Annotated in this window: 12 protein-coding genes and 1 pseudogene; 10 read left to right on the top strand and 3 right to left on the bottom strand. The window is 69.1% G+C overall.

What is annotated here, in order from left to right:
• Positions 1–387: 387 nt before the first annotated feature.
• Positions 388–495 carry a transposase gene (locus ACFRMN_RS13825; RefSeq protein ID WP_383018148.1) on the bottom strand — a complete coding sequence of 36 codons (108 nt, stop codon included), beginning with the start codon at positions 493–495 and terminating at the stop codon, positions 388–390.
• On the opposite strand from ACFRMN_RS13825, the pseudogene ACFRMN_RS13820 reads away from it, so the two are divergent.
• A pseudogene (locus tag ACFRMN_RS13820) lies at positions 491–592 on the top strand (transposase); the annotation flags it as partial. The gene ACFRMN_RS13825 and the pseudogene ACFRMN_RS13820 overlap by 5 nt on opposite strands.
• A 436-nt stretch (positions 593–1,028) precedes the next feature.
• Here ACFRMN_RS13820 and ACFRMN_RS13815 read toward each other — a convergent pair.
• Positions 1,029–1,580 (bottom strand): SUKH-4 family immunity protein, encoded by a 552-nt coding sequence (locus ACFRMN_RS13815; protein WP_383018145.1) that lies wholly within the window; start codon positions 1,578–1,580, stop codon positions 1,029–1,031.
• 733 nt (positions 1,581–2,313) lie between these two features.
• Entirely contained in the window at positions 2,314–4,116 is a 1,803-nt protein-coding gene (locus ACFRMN_RS13810) for a WD40 repeat domain-containing protein (RefSeq protein WP_383018142.1), read from the bottom strand.
• Between the two features lie 1,051 nt (positions 4,117–5,167).
• On the opposite strand from ACFRMN_RS13810, the gene ACFRMN_RS13805 reads away from it, so the two are divergent.
• The 9 genes from ACFRMN_RS13805 (at position 5,168) to ACFRMN_RS13765 (ending at position 19,094) form a co-directional block, all read left to right on the top strand.
• On the top strand, positions 5,168–5,497 hold the full coding sequence (locus tag ACFRMN_RS13805; protein ID WP_383018139.1) for a ThuA domain-containing protein: 330 nt from the start codon (positions 5,168–5,170) through the stop codon (positions 5,495–5,497).
• Positions 5,490–8,525, top strand: a complete 3,036-nt coding sequence (locus ACFRMN_RS13800; protein ID WP_383018136.1) for an alpha-mannosidase — start codon at positions 5,490–5,492, stop codon at positions 8,523–8,525. Before ACFRMN_RS13805 ends, ACFRMN_RS13800 begins: the two co-directional genes overlap by 8 nt.
• 127 nt (positions 8,526–8,652) lie before the next feature.
• Positions 8,653–9,081: an NAD(P)-dependent oxidoreductase gene (locus ACFRMN_RS13795; RefSeq protein WP_383018133.1), complete on the top strand. Its 429-nt coding sequence runs from the start codon at positions 8,653–8,655 to the stop codon at positions 9,079–9,081.
• 50 nt (positions 9,082–9,131) lie between these two features.
• Positions 9,132–10,109 (top strand): ABC transporter permease, encoded by a 978-nt coding sequence (locus ACFRMN_RS13790; protein ID WP_383018130.1) that lies wholly within the window; start codon positions 9,132–9,134, stop codon positions 10,107–10,109.
• Complete coding sequence (locus ACFRMN_RS13785) at positions 10,106–11,050, top strand: carbohydrate ABC transporter permease (RefSeq protein WP_383018127.1); 945 nt, start codon at positions 10,106–10,108, stop codon at positions 11,048–11,050. The genes ACFRMN_RS13790 and ACFRMN_RS13785 overlap by 4 nt, the downstream gene beginning before the upstream one ends.
• 2 nt (positions 11,051–11,052) lie before the next feature.
• Complete coding sequence (locus ACFRMN_RS13780; RefSeq protein ID WP_383018124.1) at positions 11,053–12,684, top strand: ABC transporter substrate-binding protein; 1,632 nt, start codon at positions 11,053–11,055, stop codon at positions 12,682–12,684.
• Complete coding sequence (locus tag ACFRMN_RS13775) at positions 12,681–14,669, top strand: DUF2264 domain-containing protein (protein WP_383018121.1); 1,989 nt, start codon at positions 12,681–12,683, stop codon at positions 14,667–14,669. The genes ACFRMN_RS13780 and ACFRMN_RS13775 overlap by 4 nt, the downstream gene beginning before the upstream one ends.
• Positions 14,662–17,781, top strand: a complete 3,120-nt coding sequence (locus ACFRMN_RS13770) for an alpha-mannosidase (protein ID WP_383018118.1) — start codon at positions 14,662–14,664, stop codon at positions 17,779–17,781. Before ACFRMN_RS13775 ends, ACFRMN_RS13770 begins: the two co-directional genes overlap by 8 nt.
• A 164-nt stretch (positions 17,782–17,945) precedes the next feature.
• Positions 17,946–19,094, top strand: a complete 1,149-nt coding sequence (locus tag ACFRMN_RS13765; protein ID WP_383018483.1) for an ROK family transcriptional regulator — start codon at positions 17,946–17,948, stop codon at positions 19,092–19,094.
• The last annotated feature ends 47 nt before the right edge of the window (positions 19,095–19,141 follow it).

Raw genomic sequence — 19,141 nt, 5'->3', positions numbered from 1 at the left:
GGGCGGGTCACCCCCGCATTTCCGGGGGGGGGGCGGGGGTGGGACCCGGGGCCGCCTTGGGGGGGGTGCACGGTTTCGACATCATGTCGCCCCAGGCACCCCTGCCCCGCGGCGCGGCCCCTGGGCCCCCCCGCGGAGGAAGAGTAAGGGGGTGGTCAGCCGCTCTTGCAGGGGACGTGGCCATGCTGACCGTCGTGATCCGTGTTTTCGGACGCGACGCCGTCGTCCTGCTACGCCGGATCGCGGCCGCTGGAGTCCGCGCCGGGAATCGACCGACACGGGCAAGTCGATGTCCCCGGCCGCTTCCGCCCTGGCCCGGGCGGCCCGGAGCATCCGCTCGAACGTCCCGTCCAGAGCCCAGCGACGGAAACGGGTGTGCAGCGTGGCTCACGGCCCGTACCGCTCAGGAACATCCCGCCAAACCGTCCCGGTCCCCAACTTCCACACGATCCCGTTGAGCACCGTGCGGTCGTCCAACCGCCTCCTGCCCCGCATCGTCCGCACGACCAACGCGACTGAGTCGGTCAACGCGCGGATCCGACGGGTGGTCAAGGCCCGCGGACACTTCCCCAACGAGCAGGCCGCGCTGCAGCCCGTCAGTAACCAACAACCCAGTTACACCGCTCGTTTGACAGACCCGTCCTTGGTCCTGAACCATCGCAACCGTCATGTCTCGGGCAAACCGGTGCTGGAGAAGATCCGCGTCCCCGACTCGGGCCGGGCAGGCCCCGCAAGAAGCCGGACAGCCTGGCTGCGGAAAAGACCTACAGCAACGGGCCCTGCCGCAATCACCTGCGCCGACGCGGCATCTGGCACATCGTCCCCCAAACGGCTCAAGAACTCCCGAGCCGTCGCCACCCGATACGACAAGCGCGGCTACGTATTCCTCGGCACCTCCACCGCGGCAGCCCTCGTCGTCCGGCTCCGGACATGATCGGCCGGACAAGTCCTAGCAGGCGACGTCGGAGCGAAGGAGGGAAATCAGCAAGGTGTTCGACGCATCCGTCGGCAGTCTTTGACAGGAGAAACTACCAGGATCCTTCCAGTATCTCTTCGAAGATGATGTTCCATTCCGAGATGGGGTCCTCGAAGGGAATGCTGTCGAACTGCTCGATTTTTGATCGTGTTTGCTGCGCGAGTGCTTCCTCGTCGTCGACGGAGTTCCGCTCGGCTTGGTAAGTCCGCAGGGCGCAGAGGCTGTAGATCAGGGACTCGACGTCGCGGTGCATAAGGAGATGTCGTGAGGTGCCTTCCGGGAAGGCGTAGACGTTCTCGGTGTCGGGGTCGAGAGCCAGGATTGAGTCGTTGAAGTAGCCGAGGACGAGCCATTTTCGCGCCTCGGTGGGGTATGGGCGTTCGGTGGGTGCGAGGAACTCGCCTAGATACACGGAATCCCGGCTGGGGTTTTTGACATCCATGCGTGACAGGAAGAGGTCGTCATGCGGGAGTCCTACTTCGTGAAGGATGCGCATCGAGCGTGACGGCGCGGCGGGGTTTTTTTGTGCTTCTCGGGGGAACAGAACGATGCCTTGGAGTCCGAAGAGGCGGATGATCTCGCCCGAACTGACGAAGTAGTGCATGGGTTGACCTTACTCGTACTTGGGGACGTGGGGATGGAGCCCGATCCGACGGCTGCGCACACACCGGCAGAATTCGTCGCCATGATGGGGTAGTTACGCGGCCGCGCGTATCTCCTCCAAAGCCCGCGGGGTTGTTTGTTGTTGGGGAGGTCCCCCTTGCGAATACACAGAGCGACAGCATTGAGGGGCTATGTGGGGTGAACTCGGTCCCGTAGTTTCCCAGTAGCTCGGACTGCCCGTTAGGGCCTGTCCGAGGGGTCATGTGGGCAAGGTGATCCAGGTCACCGCCCGCGTCCACGAGAAACGGAATCTCCGGACGGTAGGTATGCGTCACGAAGAACGGCGGATCGATCCACGACCCGCGCGGCTACAGCCTCAACGACCGGCCCCGCTCCCCTCGCATCAACCGTAACGACTGCGGCTGACCCCGAATGTCTCCCCCCGCAAGGACCGAATTCGGAATTGCGGCACTGGCGGCATACGTCCCTGATCACGGAGAACGTGTCTGATGACAGCCCCGACCGTGTCGCCGTCCAGCGGGCGGGCGGCGAGCTCGGCCAGGAACCAGCGGCGTTTCCGCTCGGTGGCGCTGTCTGCGAGTTCGGCTGTGAGCGGTGTGCTGTCAGCTTGTGGGCCGGGTACGCAGGAGGGCGGCGATGTCGAACGGTTCGACGCCGCTTTCGACAAGGCGGTGAAGGGCACAGGGGTGGCTCCGCGCGGGGCAGGGGACGGTTCACGCTAGAGCGGCCAAGTCCCAGTCGAGGTCCCAGAGCTTGGGGCCGTCGGTGTCCATCGGGCCGCCTGTGGTGAGCACGAACTGGTCGTGGGCGGGGAGAACGGCGCACGACGCCCCTGTCGGATGGGCTTCGATCACTCGGATACAACGGCCGGACTTGGTCTGCCAGATCCGGAGGTTGCCGGCTATGTCGACGGACACCGCGAAACGCCCGTCCTGAGTGAGGTGGGCGTCGACCGCCCAGCCGGGAATCGGGTCGAAGGTACGCACACACCGCCCACTGGCCGTGTCCCACAGTCGGATCCCCGCGTTCTCACGGCCGCTGCCGCACAAGGCGAAACGGCCGTTGGAGCTCAAGCTGACCGACATCAGTTGGCCGTTCCCGCCCAAGGTGCGCACGCACTGACCGGTCCGCAGATCCCACAGCCGGACGGTGTCGTCCCAGCCCGCCGACGCCGCCGTACGGCCGTCGAAGGTGCTGCTCAGGGCGCTGACCTCCGCGGAGTGTCCGGGCATGGCGTGCAGACGGCGCGGTTCGGCCAGGGCCAGGTCCCACAACTGGAGACTGCCGTCGTAGCCGCCCAGCAGGATCCGGTCGTCGTCCGCCGTCCAGTGCGGGGAGCGGATCGCGTAGTCGCCGCCGATGCGTCGGATCTCGCCGGTGTCCCGCTGCCAGAGATAGAGCTCGGAGCTGGTCATCTCCGCGTTGTTCGCCATGAGCATCTGGATGTCCACCTGCACCATCAGGACCCGCGTGCCTCTGATGGCCAGGTTCCGCAGGAGTTTTCCGGTGCTGAGCCGTCGGCCTTCGAGGCGGGCGCCCGTGGCGACGTCCCACACCTGAACCTCTTCCATGCCGCCGGTGACCGCGAATCGGCCGTCGGCCGACACGTCGACATGGTTCTGCTTCGCGGTACCGAGCGTGCGCGTCTGGGACACGCTCCGCAGGCCGACTCGGGTGGTGTGCCGGCCCAGCTTGCGCCAGGCGGCAAGGACCTCCGGCGCCCGTTCGTAGCCGCGCTCCGCCCGCGCTTGCGTGAGCCCCTTGAGCGCGTCGGAGTACCGGCCGTCCGAGATCGCGCGCTCGGCCCGGGCGACCAGTGTGCGTACCCGCTCGGCGGTGCTGTTCAGATCGGACTGCGGGCGGGGCCGGCTGATCTGCGCGCTGGAGTGATAGGCGCCGGGCAGCTCCCAGATGCGCAATGTGTGGTCCTTGCCCAGGGAGAGCCCGAGCTTTTCATTCCCGGGAACGTCGGGAAGTGTGACGAACCGGACGTCGCACACGTCACCGTCATGACCGCGGAACGTGCGGACGCAACGACCGGTGTGCAGGTCCCAGTAGCGCACGGTCTGGTCTCTGGACCCGGAGAGCAGGAACCGGCTGTCGGACCGCAGCGCCAGATTGTCCACCCCTTCGGTGTGTCCCCTCATGGTCCGGACGCAGTGGCCCCGCTCCAGATCCCAGACGCGGATCGTGGTGTCGAGGATGCCCGCCGAGACCATGAGCCGTCCGTCGGCGCTGAGGCACAGGGCGTTCATGGAGAAGGGCTGCCCGGCGACGAACTGCCTGAGGCACCGGCCGGAGGTCACGTCCCACAGCCATCCCGTGCCGTACATGGCGCTGCTGGACACCACTCTGCGACCGTCGGGGCTCACCGTGGTTCCCTCCGAGTCGCCGTCGTCGACGGCGGCCGGGTATCCGGTGAACTTCCGCGGCGGCACGGCGAATCCGCTCTGCGTGGACTTCACGAAGATGGTCCCCGGCGGAGCCTTGGGCAGGCAGCCCGAGAGCGTCGGCATCGTTGCCGGCAGTACTTGTGGAACGAATTCCCGGATCTGCACATCCACCCCGTGGTCCGAACCTGCACCGTCCTTCTGGCCGCCACCGTATGGTGCCCGTTTCGGGACCGGTCCCGAGCATGGCTCGGTAACCCATCACAGCTCTCTCACCGGCGCGCCGGAGCGCTCGGTACCGGTCCCGGGCGACCGGTGTTCCGATTTCGGCATGCGGCAGACGAAGAAGCGCGTTCCGAAGACCGATGGTGGCAGGCGTACGGCGGCACGACGGCTGTGGGAGACCGCGAGCGACGAACTCGTGCGCTGGGCGGTGAAGGCGTCGGCGACGGGGGCCGTGTGGCCTGGGTGGCCTACTGGATCGACCACTACTGAGGACGGGAACCGGCCCTGGACGCGGCCGGCCCGGCGCAGCCGTCAGGCCGATGCAGTCGGGGCCGGCTCGCCCGGTGAACTGCGTTGCCTTACCGATCCTGATCGGTGACTTTCCGCAGGCCAGGTGCGGCGTCCGCCACGCCAGATCCCGCGCCCCCTGGGTGCACGCCGGCACCCTGATCGGAGGTGGGGGCAGGTGCGGCTGACGGCGTGGCCGCGTCGTCATGTAATTCCATCGAGTTGCGTTAGTCAATACGTTCGACAGCGCGAACGCGGGCGCATCGAGCGGGACTTGAGGGTGTCCTGACTTCGGGGCGAGGAGTTGAGGGCAGGGCCGCCGGTGATGCGCCGTGTGATGCGGCGGCGGGACCGTGGAGCAGGCTCGATTGGCCTTCCGCACGCACTCCCGGCGGCTCGGCGGCATCTCTCATTGCACATGACATGGAGTTTCGCGTTGTTTTCCGCCTATACCTCCCCGTCGCGAGGAACGGCCTTCGCGCACCCCTCTCTCAACTTCGTCCAACATATTGACAAACTTCGGCGCCGGTTCATACGTTCAGATCGCAGCCGGTTCAACTCGGTCCGAGCGGAGGTAGCTGCTTCGCCCCGGCCTGTTGGGCGACCTCACCCGACCCCGATCGCCGCACACTGCCGTGCGGCGCCGATGGGAGCGCGCATCACCTTGGCCAGCGACAACCGCCGAGCACTCGTCCTCCGCGGTGGATGGGACGGGCATCAGCCCGTAACGATCAGCGACGGATTCGTCCCATTCCTCAAGGAGCGGGGATTCACCGTCGAGACCTCCGGGGACCTCGCGGTGTACGAGGACGCGGAGCGCTTGGCCGCCACCGACCTGATCGTGCAGTGCTGGACCATGGGGACCATCACCCGGGAGCAGAGCACCGGCCTTGCCACCGCGGTACGCGCGGGCACCGGGCTCGCCGGCTGGCACGGCGGCATCATCGACTGCCCCCACACGCTCGCAGCAACAGGAGACCCCCTTCATGCATGACGACCGGAAGCTGGTCGAAGCACGTCTGGAACGCGTCCTCAGGGAACGCATCCGGCCGGCCGTCCACCCCGTCACGACACCCCTGGCCGTGGAGATCTGGTCCACCGCGGGCGAACCCGTCCCCGTAGCCGAGGGGTTGGCGGCACCGACCGTCCCCATCGCCCCCGGCACACCGTGGGGCCTGCCCTGGGGAACCAGCTGGTTCAAGGTCACCGGCTCCGTCCCCGCCGAGTGGTCGGGCCGTACCGTCGAGGCCGTACTCGACCTCGGATTCACCCCGAGGACCCCGGGGTTCCAGTGCGAGGGCCTCGTTTACCGGCCCGACGGCACCCCGGTCAAGGGACTGCACCCGCGCAACGCGTACGTCCGTGTCGGGTCACCGGCGACGGGCGGGGAGCAGGTCCACTGGCACATCGAGGCCGCCTCCAACCCCGATCTCGACGCGAGCGGGGTGCCGTTCCAGCCGACGCCGATGGGCGACAGGGCCACGGCGGGCGAAGCTCCCCAATACGTGCTCGGCGAGATGCGGTTGGCCGTCTTCGACGAGACGGTGTGGAACCTGGTCATGGACCTGGAAGTCCTCGGCGAGCTCATGGCGGAGCTGCCCCTCGACGGGGCACGCCGCTGGGAGATCCTGCGCGCGGTCGGCCGGGCCCTGGACGCGGTCGACCTCCAGGACGTGAACGGCACGGCCCAGGGGGCGCGTGACGAACTCGCCGGTGTGCTCGCCGCGCCCGCCGCGCCCGCGGCGCACCGCATCAGTGCTGTCGGGCATGCCCACATCGACTCCGCCTGGCTGTGGCCACTGCGCGAGACGGTCCGCAAGGTGGCCCGTACGGCGTCGAACATGACGGCGCTCCTCGATGAGGAGCCCGACTTCGTCTTCGTCATGTCGCAGGCCCAGCAGTTCGCCTGGATCAAGGAGCACCGGCCCGAGGTGTACGCCCGGGTCAAGAAGGCCGTCGCGGAGGGCAGATTCGTACCCACCGGTGGAATGTGGGTGGAGTCCGACACCAACATGCCGGGGTCCGAGGCGATGGCCCGTCAGTTCGTCCACGGCAAACGCTTCTTCCTGGAAGAGTTCGGCATCGAGAGCGACGAGGCATGGCTGCCGGACACCTTCGGCTTCGCGGCGGGCCTGCCGCAGATCATCAGGGCCGCCGGCGCCACGCGACTGCTCACCCAGAAGATCTCCTGGAGCAGGACCAACACCTTCCCGCACCACACGTTCTCCTGGGAGGGCATCGACGGCTCCCGCGTCTTCACCCACTTCCCGCCCGTCGACTCGTACAACTGCGAGATGGCGGGCCGGCAGATCGCCCACGCGGCGCGTAACTTCAAGGAGAAGGGCGTCGCCACCCGCTCCCTCGCGCCGACCGGTTACGGGGACGGCGGGGGTGGGACCACACGCGAGATGGTCGCCAAGGCGGCCCGGATGCGCAGTCTGGAGGGCGCGGCGACAGTCGAGTGGGAGGCCCCCGCCGACTTCTTCGCCAAGGCCGAGGCCGAGTACCCCGACCCGCCCGTGTGGGTCGGGGAGCTCTACCTCGAACTGCACCGCGCCACGCTCACCAGCCAGGCGGGGACCAAACGCGGCAACCGGCGCAGCGAGTCGCTTCTCACGGAGGCCGAGCTGTGGGCCGCCACCGCGGCGGCGCGCGCTGACATGCCGTATCCCTACGAAGAGTTGGACCGAATCTGGAAGACGGTGCTCCTGCACCAGTTCCATGACATCCTGCCCGGCTCCTCGATCGCCTGGGTGCACCGCGAGGCACGCGAGACCTACGCGCGGCTCGCCGCGGAGCTGGAGGGCATCATCGCGGGTGCGCAGCGCGCGCTCGCCGGTGACGCGCCGGGCGGCGACGAGCTGGTGTTCAACTCGGCTCCGCACGCCCGCGGTTCCGTCCCGGCCGGGGGTGCCTCGGTCCGGACCGCCCAGGGCGACGCGGTGTCTCCCGTCCCGCGCGAGGGGGGCGGGTACGTCCTCGCCAATGGCCTGCTACGGGTCGAGATCGACGCACGCGGCCTCGTGGTCTCCGCGTACGACCGCGTCGCGGACCGGGAGGCCATCGCCCCCGGGCAGGCGGCCAACCTGCTCCAACTCCACCCCGACTTCCCCAACCAGTGGGACGCGTGGGACGTCGACGCCTTCTACCGGAACGTCGGCAGCGACCTCACCGAGGTGGCCCGGTTGGATGTCGAGGGCACCTCGGTGCGTGTCGAGCGGGTCTTCGGGGCGTCCCGGGTCACTCAGCTTCTGTCGGTTCCGGCGGACGCCAGGCGACTCGACATCGACACCGAAGTGGACTGGCACGAGACCGAGCGCTTCCTGAAGCTGGCGTTCCCGCTGGATGTGAAGGCCGATCGGTATGCCTCCGAAACCCAGTTCGGCCACGTGTACCGGCCCACCCACCAGAACACGAGCTGGGAGTGGGCCAAGTTCGAGGCGTGCAACCACCGTTTCGTGCACGTCGATGAGCCGGGCTGGGGCGTGGCGGTGGTCAACGACACGACCTACGGCCACGACGTGACCCGTGCGGTACGCACCGGCCCCGACGCGGGCACGACGACCACCGTGCGGGCGTCGCTGCTGCGCGCTCCCCGCTACCCGGATCCCGAGACCGACCAGGGCGTCCACCGGTTCCGGCACGCACTGGTGCCGGGTGCGACGATCGGCGACGCCGTCCGTGAGGGCCACCGGGCCAATCTGCCCGAGCGCCGGGTCACCGGCTCCGCGGCCGCGGCGGTCGCGCCACTGGTGACCGCCGACAATGACGCCGTCGTGGTCAGCGCCGTGAAGCTGGCCGACGACCGCAGCGGTGATCTGGTGGTACGCCTCTACGAGGCACACGGGGGCCGGGCCCGCGCCACCGTCCGTATCGACGGCTTCGCCACCGACCGCGCCGTCGCCACGGATCTGCTCGAACGCCCGCTCGCGGACGCCGAACCGCCGACGGCGGCCGACGGCGGTGTCGTACTCGCCCTGCACCCGTTCCAGATGGTGACCCTGCGCCTGCCACGTGCCTGACGCTGTGCCGACCCGGGACGGCGGCCGGTCAGTGCGTATCAATAACGACAAGTAGATATCGGTATGCAGCGAAAGGGGCCCCTCTCATGACAGCCAGAGCCGAACATCCCGAACGCCCCAGGGCGGTATGCGTCATGAACCCCGGTACCGCCGAGCTCGTACTCCCCGAGGACCGGCGCGCCCGGCTGTCGGTGCCTCGCGCACCGGGCGCCGGGTCATCGCCGGACTGGTCGGCTCCGACGCGGGTTTCCGGGTGTTGCTGCGCGAGGCGTACGTCGATGTGACGGCCCCCGAACCCCTGCCGCCCGGCCACCCGCTGCTCTCCTCGCCGAATGTGCTGGTCACCCCGCGCATAGCAGGTGCGCAGGGGAGCGAGGTACGAAGGCTCGGCCAGTACGCGGCCGCCGAGGTCGCCCGGTGGGTGGCGGGCGAGCCGCTGCTCGGCGAGGTCACCCGCGAAGCGCTCCCGAGCCTCGTCCGACGGGCCGCGCGAGCACCCACTCCGAAACAGACAAGGAGGCCGGACCGCCGCTCGAACTTCCGCATGACTTGCTGACCCCGGGAGTGGCCGAAGACGCCCTTCTCCCGGTGAAAGGGCTTCACATCATGACAACGCTTGACCAACCCGCCGCCCGCCCGGCCGAAAGGGCCGAGCCGGCGGACAAGGGCAGACTACGGCGGCTGCGTCCAGGCAACCGCCGGGACATGGCCCTGTTCTGGTTCCTCATACCGGGCATCGTGGTGCTGCTCCTCTTCCACTACATCCCGCTGCTGGGCAACATCATCGCGTTCCAGGACTACCAGCCGTTCATCGGCATCATGCACAGCCCCTGGAGCGGGCTGAGCAACTTCGACGTCATCTTCAACGGCGACGACCAGTTCCTCAAGGCGCTGGTCAACACCCTGGAACTCACCCTGATCCAGGTCGTGTTCGTCTTCCCGGTGCCGATCGTGCTGGCGCTCGCGCTGAACAGCCTGGTCAGTGAGCGGATCAAGAAGTGGGTGCAGAACATCCTGTACCTGCCGCACTTCCTGTCATGGGTGGTCATCGTCGCCCTCTTCCAGCAGATGCTGGGCGGCACCGGCATGCTCAACCTGTTCCTGCAAGCACAGGACTTGGGTACCTGGAACATCATCGGCAACCCCGACCTCTTCAAGACGCTCATCACCTCCCAGGTGATCTGGAAGGACGCCGGCTGGGGCACCATCCTCTTCCTGGCGGCCCTCTCCCGCGTCGACAGCAACCTCTACGAGGCCTCCGCCATGGACGGCGCCAGCCGCTTCCGGCAGACCTGGCACGTCACCCTGCCGGCCCTGCGCGGCCTGGTGATCCTGCTGCTCATCCTCCGCCTCGGCGACGCCCTGTCCGTCGGCTTCGAGCAGATCCTGCTGCAACAGACCGCCGTCGGCCTGGACAGCAGCGAGGTGCTGGACACCTACGTCTTCAACAACGGTGTCGTCGGCGGGCAGTGGGGCGTGGCCGCCGCCGTCGGCCTGGTCAAGGGCGTGATCGGGATCCTGCTCGTGCTGGGCGCCAACAAGGTCGCCCATCTCTTCGGCGAAGAAGGTGTCTACCGGTCATGACAACGCTGTCTCCCAGCCGCCCCGTACGCGGCGGCAAGCCGCGCAGGTCCTACAGCGCCGTCCCCGGCGAGAGCCCCGGTACCCCGCCCTGGCGCGCCCTGAAGTCGCTGCTTCTGCTGGTCTGCGTGCTCCTGGTCGTGCTGCCCTTCCTGGCGATCATCTCGACCTCGATCGCCGACCCCGCCCAGCTCACCAAGGCCGGTGGCTTCGTGCTCTGGCCCGACAGCCCGACCTTCGAGTCGTACTCGGCGCTGCTCTCCGGCGGCCTGGTGTCACAGGCCATGATGGTGAGCGTCGGGGTCACCGTGGTGGGCACCGCCCTCAGCCTCGTCACCTCCGTCATGCTGGCGTACGGGCTGAGCCGGCCTGGCTCCTTCGGGCACAAGCCGGTGCTGATGCTGCTGCTGATGTCCCTGCTGTTCGTGCCGGGTGTCATCCCGACCTATCTGATGGTCAAGCAGCTCGGCCTGATCAACAGCTACTGGTCGCTGATCCTGCCCACCATGGTCAACGCGTTCAACGTGATCGTGCTGCGCTCCTTCTTCATGGGCCTGCCCCGCGAGCTGATCGACGCCGCCCGGATCGACGGCGCGTCGGAGTGGTCGATCCTCACCAGGATCGTGATCCCGCTGTCCAAGGCGTCCATCGGCGTCATCGGCCTCTTCTACGCCGTGACGTACTGGAACGCCTTCTTCAACGCCCTGCTGTTCATGAACGACGCGTCCAAGTGGCCCATGCAGCTCGTGCTGCGCACCTACGTCGTCAACAATGCCTCGCTCAGCGGCGGCCAGCTGGATGTCGCCGCCGGTGTGCCGGTGCCGCCCGCCCAGTCGCTGCAGGCGGCGATCCTCGTACTGTCGATCGTGCCGATCGTGCTCGTCTACCCCTTCGTTCAGCGTCATATGAACAAGGGCGTCATGGTCGGAGCGGTGAAGGGATGACCATGAAGCCACTACTCAATCGCCGCGGCTTCCTCGCCTCGGCTGTCGGCGTCGGGGCGGGCCTGGCCCTCACCGGCTGCGGCGACTTCAAGCCCAGGCCGGCGCGACTGGCCAACGCGAACGCGCGGCTGCCCACGTACATCCGGTACAAGGGCGTGCCGACCTCGATGCCCGCCACGCAGGACGGTGTCTCCGCCGGCTACCAGCACTTCCCGTCCGCTCCCCCCAAGGCCTTCCCGGACGGCCCGCCCGCCAAGGGCCCCGCCATCGACATCATGAACCTGATCTTCAACCCGGTGCCGCCGCCGGTGGAGAGCAATGTGATGTGGCAGGCCCTCAACAAGTACATCGGCTGCGATATCAACTTCGCGATCACCCCGGTCAACGACTATCCGCAGAAATTCGCGGTGACCCTCGCGGGGGGCGACCTGCCGGACGCGATGCTGATGCTGCCCCCGGACCAGAACAGCGCCGCCACCCCGGACATGCTGTACACCCTCTTCGAGGACCTCACCCCGCACCTGTCCGGCGACAACATCCGGGACTATCCGTACCTCGCCAACATTCCCACCGACTCCTGGCGCCCCTGCGTGCGCAACGGAGGGATCTACGCCCTCCCGATGCCCCGCCCGGTCTCCGGCGGCCCCGTCTACACCCGGCTCGACCTGTTCAGGAAGAGGGACCTCGACCCGAACCCGAAGACCTGGCGCGAGTTCGTCCAGCTCTGCAAGGACATCACCGACCCCAAGGCCCACCAGTACGCCCTCGGCGACCCCGTCACCACGTGGAACCTCGTGATGCAGATGCTGGGCGCGCCCAACTGGTGGCGTGAGGAGCAGGGCAGGTTCACGCACCACTTCGAGATGGAAGAGTGCAAGCAGGCCATGGACGCGGTCAACCAGCTCAAGAAGGCCGGCGTCATGCACCCGGACGCCTTCGCCATCAAGGGCAAGTTCAAGGAATGGTTCGGCAACGGCCAGATCGTCATGCATCCCGACGCGCCCGCGGCGTGGAACGACCTCTACACCACGTACGGACCTGTCTCCAAGGGCCTGGACATCGGTTACATGCTGCCGCCCGACTGGGACGACAGCACCACCGGCGGCCAGTGGCAGGGCCGGGCCAACTACGCCACGCTCATCATCAAGAAGGCCCCCAAGGCGCGCGTCCAGCAGATCCTGCGCGCCATGAACGCCCTCGCCGCCCCCTTCGGCACCGACGGATATCTGCTGCGCAAGTACGGCGTGCGGGGTCCCGATCACACCGTGAAGGGAACGGATCCGATCCCCACGCCGAAGGGCACGGCCGAGACCTATCTGCCGACGATCTTCGCCACCGACTCGCCGTTCACGCTCTACTACCCGCAGAAGCCGGAGATCGTGCCCACCCAGTACGCCTTCCAGAAGGAAGCCGTCACGAAGCTGATCCCCAACCCCGCCGAGGCGCTGTACTCGGCGACGGACGCCAAGATGTCCAAGCTGTTCTTCGCGACGCTCGACAGCCTCCGGATGGGCATCATGCAGGGCCGCAACTCCCCCGGGGAGTGGGACAGCGCGATAAAGAACTGGCGACAGAAGGCAGGCGACAAGATGCGCGCCGAGTACGAACAGGCATGGGAGGCCCGAAACCGATGAACCGCACCCCCGGCGAGGCCCGCGCCCACTGGGAACAGATCGCGGACCGCATGCTGCTCGCCGTACGGCCCTACGCCGGCGCCGGGCACGATCTGATCCACCTGCCCGGTACCGCGAGCCACAACGGTGCGCACAGCGATGGCCTTGAGGGGTTCGCCCGCACGTTCCTGCTGGCCGGTTTCCGGCTGGCGGGAGCGTCGGGCGCGGACCCGCACGACCTCGCCGGGTGGTACGCGGCCGGCCTCGCCGCCGGCACCGACCCGAAGAACCCGGACCGCTGGCCGTCCTTCGCCGAGTGCAACCAGGCCAAGGTCGAGGCGGCGTCCATCGCGCTGGCGCTGCACGAGACCCGGCCGTGGATCTGGGACCGCCTCGACGAGGTGGTCAGGGAACGGATCCTGAACTGGCTGGCCCCGATGGTCGGCAACCTGATGCCCGGCAACAACTGGATCTGGTTCCAGGGCATCACCGAGGCCTTCGCCCGTACGGTCGGAGGTGAGTGGCGCCAGCAGGACCTCGACCGGACCATCGCGCTCACCGACGGCTGGTACGCGGGCGACGGCTGGTACTCCGACGGCCTCACCGGCGCCGGGCACCGCAACTTCGACCACTACAACGGCTGGGCGATGCACCTGTACCCGCTGTGGTTCTGCCGCATCCTCGGCGACGCGGCGCCCGGCGGGCTGCTCGACCGCTACCGGGAGCGGCTGCGGCGGTTCCTTGAGGACCAGCGGCTGCTCGTCGGCGCCAATGGCTCACCGCTGATCCAGGGCCGCTCGCTCACCTACCGGCACGCGGCACTGGCGCCGGTGTGGACCGGCGCGCTCTTCGACGCCACCCCGCTGGCGCCGGGAGAGACCCGGGCGATCGCGACCCGCATGCTCGACCACTTCACCGAGCACGGCGCCGTCAACGATGAAGGGCTGCTCACGCTCGGCTGGCACCGGCCCTTCCGCGGCGTACTCCAGGGCTATTCGGGCCCCGCGTCCCCGTACTGGGCGAGCAAGGGCTTCATCGGTCTCGCCCTGCCGCCGGACCACCCCGTGTGGACCGAGGAGGCGACCTCACTCGCCGTTGAACAGGGCGATTTCGGGCGGGCGTTGGCCACCCCGGGCTGGCTCGTCTCCGGCACCGCCGCGGACGGCGTCGTACGTGTCGTCAACCACGGCGGGGACCACAGCGACCCGGCCCGGCCGCACGCCGACGACCCCTCCTACGCCCGCTTCGCCTACTCCACCCACACCGCGCCCGAGACCCCCGGCGACCCCACCGTGCCGGGCGGCAGCGCGCAGGCGGATCCGCTCGACAACGCGGTCGTGCTGCTGGACGCGGCGGGCCGCGCCTCCCACCGGCGCCCCGCCACCAGGATCTCCATCGACGGTGCCACGGCCGTCTCGCGCTCCCGCGCGCACTGGCTCGACGACGCCACGTGGGATGTGTTCGGCGGCCCCGACACCGACTACACACTCGGCCCTTGGATCACCGTCGGTTCCGCGCTGCGCGGCTCGGTGGAGGTACGGGCCGTACGCGTCGACGGCGATCCCGGCGCCGGACATGTGCTGCGTATCGGCGGCTGGGCGCTCGCGGTCGATCCGCGGTCCGCGCCCGCGCCCGGCCCGGCCGAGGGGGGAAGCGCCCGGATCGAGGGCGCCGACGGGCTGGTCTCCCTCGTCATCGGCGCGCGGGGCCTCCCGAACGCCTCCGTCGTGACCGGTACCGACACCAACGCCCTCGGCGCCGCGTCCGCCACCCCCGTCGTGGAGACCGAAGGACCCGTGGCCCACGGCACCGTCCACATCGCCCTCGTCCACCTCGGCGGCACCGGCCCCACCGCCCTGCCCCAGGTCACGACCCGCGCCCAGGACACCACCCTGCTCATCGACGTGACCTGGCCGGACGGCGCGCGGGACACCGTCCGGCTCCCCGCTCCCGCCCCCGAGTCCCACGCCACGTACGGCCTTTGGAAGGACCAGCACCGTGCATGACGACCGCCGGATCATCGAGACCCGGATCCGCAAGCTCCTCGACCGGGTGATCCGCCCCGCCCTTTACAGCGCCGCACGCCCCCTCACCCTGAGCGCCTGGCAGGTCGAAGGCGAACCCGTCCCCGTGGCCGACGCCCTGCACGCCGACTACGAGCCCTTCACACTCGGCGCCACCTGGGGCGGCCCCTGGGCGACGACCTGGATGCGGGCCGGCGCGGATATTCCCGAGGAGTGGTCGGGTCGCCGGGTCGAGGCGGTCTTCGACCTCGGATTCGATCTGACCAAGGGGCCCGGCGGCCAGGCGGAGGGCCTGGTCCACGACGCCCAGGGCGCTCCGCTCCAGGGCCTGCATCCGTACAGCCGCACCGTGCTCCTCGCCGACTCCGCCACCGGCGGCGACCGGGTCGACCTGCTGATCGAGCTGGCCGCCAACCCGCCCATCGTCGCCAGCGCCGGTCTGCACATCCATCATGGTTCGCCGGAGACCGCGGGCACAGCGCACATCTACCGGCTCGAACAGGCCGAGATCGCGGTGCGCGAGGACGACGTATGGCACCTCATCCACGACATCGAGGTGCTCGACGAGTTGATGCACGAGCTGCCTGTCGGCTCGACCCGACGCCACGAGATCCTTTACGCCCTGCGCCGCGCCGCCGATGCCATCGTCCCGGGCGATGTGGCGAACACCGCGGCCGAGGCCCGGCGCCGGCTCGCCGATGTGCTGTCCCGGCCCGCGCACGCCTCCGCGCACACCCTCTCAGCGGTCGGCCACGCCCACATCGACTCGGCGTGGCTGTGGCCGGTCCGCGAGACCGTCCGCAAGTGCGCGCGTACGTTCACCAACATGACCACGCTGGCGAACGAGTACCCCGAGCTGGTCTTCGCCTGCTCCTCCGCGCAGCAGTACGCGTGGATGAAGGAACAGCGCCCGGAGATCTTCGCCCGTATGAAGAAGGCGGCGGCCGACGGGAACTGGGTACCTGTGGGCGGCATGTGGGTCGAAGCCGACGGCAATCTCCCCGGCGGCGAGGCACTGGCGCGCCAGCTCGTCTACGGACGGCGCTTCTTCGCGGAGGAGTTCGGCGTCGAACAGCACGGTGTGTGGCTGCCCGACTCGTTCGGATACACCGCCGCCTACCCCCAGCTCGCCAAGCTGGCCGGCGCCCGGTGGTTCCTCACCCAGAAGCTCTCCTGGAACGAGACGAACAAGCTCCCCCACCACACCTTCGACTGGGAGGGCATCGACGGAACCCGTATCTTCACCCACTTCCCGCCCGTCGACAGCTACAACGCGTCCCTCACAGCGGGTGAACTCGCCCACGCCGAGGAGAACTTCGCGGACAAGGGGGTGGCCACCCGCTCGCTGGTCCCCTTCGGCTACGGCGACGGCGGTGGCGGGCCCACCCGCTCGATGCTGGAGAAGGCCCGCCGCCTGCGCGACCTCGAAGGCTCGCCCAAGGTCGTGGTCGAGGCACCCGACGCGTTCTTCGCGACGGCCCGTGCCGAGCGTGACCAACTCCCCGTATGGCGAGGCGAGTTGTACCTGGAGAACCATCGCGGCACCTACACCAGCCAGGCCCGCACCAAGCGCGGCAACCGACGTGGCGAGGCACTGCTGCGTGAGGCCGAACTCTGGGCCGCCACCGCCGCCGTCCAGGCCGGCGCGCCCTACCCGTACGAGCGGCTGGAATCGCTGTGGCGGCGAGTCCTGCTCAACCAGTTCCACGACATTCTGCCCGGCTCGTCCATCGCCTGGGTGCACCGGCAGGCCGAGCGCGAGTACGCGGAGATCCACGCCGAACTCGAATCGCTGATCGGCGACGCGGTCGGCCGGCTGCCCGGAGGTCCCGCGCTCCTCAACTCCGGACCGTACGCACGCCGCGAGGTCGCCGTCGTCGCGGACGGCGTGTTCACCGGTGGGCAGCGCCTCGCGGACGGGCGCACGGCGATCCTCGCCGAGGTCGCTCCCCTCGCGTCCGGCGGCACCGCGGACGCGCCCCGGGCCGCCGTCACCGCCACGGCCCAGGACGGTGGATTCGTCCTCGGCAACGGGGTGCTGACCGTCGTCGTGGACCGGCGCGGCCTGCTCACCTCGGTCTACGACCACTCGGCAGAGCGGGAGGCGATCGCTCCCGGCGCCGCGGGCAACCTCCTCCAGCTCCACCCCGACGACCCCAATCTGTGGTCGGCGTGGAACATCGACTCGTACTACCGCGACACCGTGCGCGACCTGGACGAGGCCGAGTCGGTGACTCTCGTGGACGAGGGACCGCTGCTGGCGTCGGTACGGGTCGAGCGCGCGCACGGATCCTCAACGTTCGTCCAGCACATCGAGATCGCCGCCGAGAGCCGGCAGGTGACCGTCCGCAATGACATCGACTGGCAGGAGCGCGACACCGTGCTGAAGGCGGCCTGGCCGCTCGACGTCCACGCGGAACGGGAGAGCGCCGAGATCCAGTTCGGTCATGTGCAGCGGCCCACCCACGAGAACACGAGCTGGGACGCGGCACGCTTCGAACTGTGGGCGCACCGCTGGGTGCACGTCGGCGAGCGGCACTGGGGCGCCGCGCTGCTCAACGACTCCACCTACGGACACGACGTCCGCCGCGACACACGGGACGGCGGCGGAACCACCACGACAGTGCGGCTCTCGCTGCTCCGCTCACCGCACAGCCCCGACCCGGAGGCCGACCGCGGCCGGCACAGTTTCAGTTACGCGCTGCTGGCCGGGGCGGGGATCGAGGAGGCGATCGCCGGCGGCTACGCGCTGAACCTGCCCTTGCGCCCCGCCCAGGCCGAAGCCCGGTCCCTGGTCGAAGTCGACACCAATGACGTCGTGGTGGAGTCGGTGAAGCTCGCGGACGACCGCAGCGGCGACATCGTGGTCCGGTTGTACGAAGCGTGCGGCGGGGCGGTCTCGGCGCGCCTGTCCGCCGGCTTCCCCTTTACCGCCGCCTTCGACTGCGACCTGTTGGAGAAGCCGGATCAGGAGCTCGCACGCGCGTCAGTCGAAGGGTCCGTGGACCTCGGGTTCCGGCCCTTCCAGATCCGTACCCTGCGTCTGCGTCCCGCCGGGGAGCAGGCGACGCCAGTTGATCCATCGGGCGGCTGACCACGCCGCGTCCCCGCGTCGTACGATTCCATCGATCTGTTGCCTCCGGAGCGGCGGCTGCGCGGCACAGCCGCCGCTCGTCCGAGGCCGGGAGAGACACGTTGACCACTAAAGCGGTGAGACCCGAGAAGCGCAGGATCCGGCGCGGCACCAATCTGCCGCGCATGGGGGACTTCAACGAGTCCGTGATTCTGGACGCGATCCGCAGGCACCCGGCGGGCCTGAGCCGGGTCGAACTCGCGCAGGCCACCGGCCTGTCCGCGCAGACCGTTTCGAATATCACACGCCGGCTGCTCGACCAGGGCGTGGCCCGTGAATCGGGCAAGCAGAACACCGGCAGTGGGAAACCCCGCACCCTCCTCGAAATCGTCCCGACATCTCGCTACGCGGTAGGAGTCCACCTCGACCCCGCCGTCATCACCTGCGTCCTGGTGGATCTTCTCGGCACGGTCGTCGGCCATCGCAGCCGGCGGACCCCGAGCGGCGGTGACACGGACGGGACCGTCGCGGACATGGCCGCCTCGGTGCGCTCGCTCGTGGCGGAGTCGGGGATCGACGAGGCGCGGGTGCTGGGCCTGGGCATCGCCGCGCCGGGGCCCATAGACGCGTCCGCCGGCTGGGTGGTCGATCCTCCGGAGTTGCCCGGCTGGGGCCGCTACCCGCTCCGTGACCGCCTCAGCGAGGCGACCGGATTCCCGGCGCTCCTCGACAAGGACGTCACGGCCTCGGTCGTCGCGGAGCGCTGGGCCGGGGCTGCCACCGAGAGCCGCAACCTTCTCTTCTTCTACCTCGGCACGGGCTCCGGGATGGGGCTGGTGGTGGACGACACCGTGCTGCGCGGTGTCTCCGGAAACGCGGGCGAGGTCGGCGGACTCGGCGCGGCCTGCTCGACGCGGACGCTCGTCGACGAGGCCATCGCGCTGGGTGTTCTCGGTGCCGAGTACACGGTGCTGGATCCGGCCGACGCCCAGCGCGGTCTGGAGCGGTTGGCGCGGCTCGCCGCCGAGGGGAACGCACAGGCGGACGGCATCATCGAGCGCCTTGCCATCCGCATCGGCCGGGGAGTCTGTGCGGCGGCGACGCTCCTGGACGTCGACGCCATCGTCTTCGGCGGACCGACGTGGCTCCTGCTCGCCCACCGTCTTCTCGCGACCATCGAACCGATGGTCGCACGCTCCCCGTTCGTCAAGGCGACCCATCCGACAGCGGTCGTCTCCACCACGCTGGGCGAGAACGTGGCCGCGGTGGGAGCGGCGTCCCTGGTCCTCGACCAGGCCCTGTCCGCCCAGCCCAGGTCCTTGCTGCTGGGGTGAACCCACGCCGCTCAGAAGGCTCCGTGCCGGTGGGTACGGCAACGCCG

The organism is Streptomyces sp. NPDC056835 (assembly GCF_042789485.1).
Lineage (GTDB): Bacteria > Actinomycetota > Actinomycetes > Streptomycetales > Streptomycetaceae > Streptomyces.
The sequence above is the reverse complement of the archived record's forward strand: the minus strand, read 5'-3'. Positions and strand labels throughout refer to the sequence as shown.

What these genes read in the sequence shown, in the direction of transcription:
- ACFRMN_RS13800 (WP_383018136.1), top strand. Translation starts at nt 5,490, where the DNA reads ATGCATGACGACCGGAAGCTGGTCGAAGCACGTCTGGAACGCGTCCTC.
- ACFRMN_RS13810 (WP_383018142.1), bottom strand. Translation starts at nt 4,116, where the DNA reads ATGCCGACGCTCTCGGGCTGCCTGCCCAAGGCTCCGCCGGGGACCATC.
- ACFRMN_RS13815 (WP_383018145.1), bottom strand. Translation starts at nt 1,580, where the DNA reads ATGCACTACTTCGTCAGTTCGGGCGAGATCATCCGCCTCTTCGGACTC.
- ACFRMN_RS13790 (WP_383018130.1), top strand. Translation starts at nt 9,132, where the DNA reads ATGACAACGCTTGACCAACCCGCCGCCCGCCCGGCCGAAAGGGCCGAG.
- ACFRMN_RS13825 (WP_383018148.1), bottom strand. Translation starts at nt 495, where the DNA reads ATGCGGGGCAGGAGGCGGTTGGACGACCGCACGGTGCTCAACGGGATC.
- ACFRMN_RS13780 (WP_383018124.1), top strand. Translation starts at nt 11,053, where the DNA reads ATGAAGCCACTACTCAATCGCCGCGGCTTCCTCGCCTCGGCTGTCGGC.
- ACFRMN_RS13785 (WP_383018127.1), top strand. Translation starts at nt 10,106, where the DNA reads ATGACAACGCTGTCTCCCAGCCGCCCCGTACGCGGCGGCAAGCCGCGC.
- ACFRMN_RS13765 (WP_383018483.1), top strand. Translation starts at nt 17,946, where the DNA reads ATGGGGGACTTCAACGAGTCCGTGATTCTGGACGCGATCCGCAGGCAC.
- ACFRMN_RS13775 (WP_383018121.1), top strand. Translation starts at nt 12,681, where the DNA reads ATGAACCGCACCCCCGGCGAGGCCCGCGCCCACTGGGAACAGATCGCG.
- ACFRMN_RS13795 (WP_383018133.1), top strand. Translation starts at nt 8,653, where the DNA reads ATGCGTCATGAACCCCGGTACCGCCGAGCTCGTACTCCCCGAGGACCG.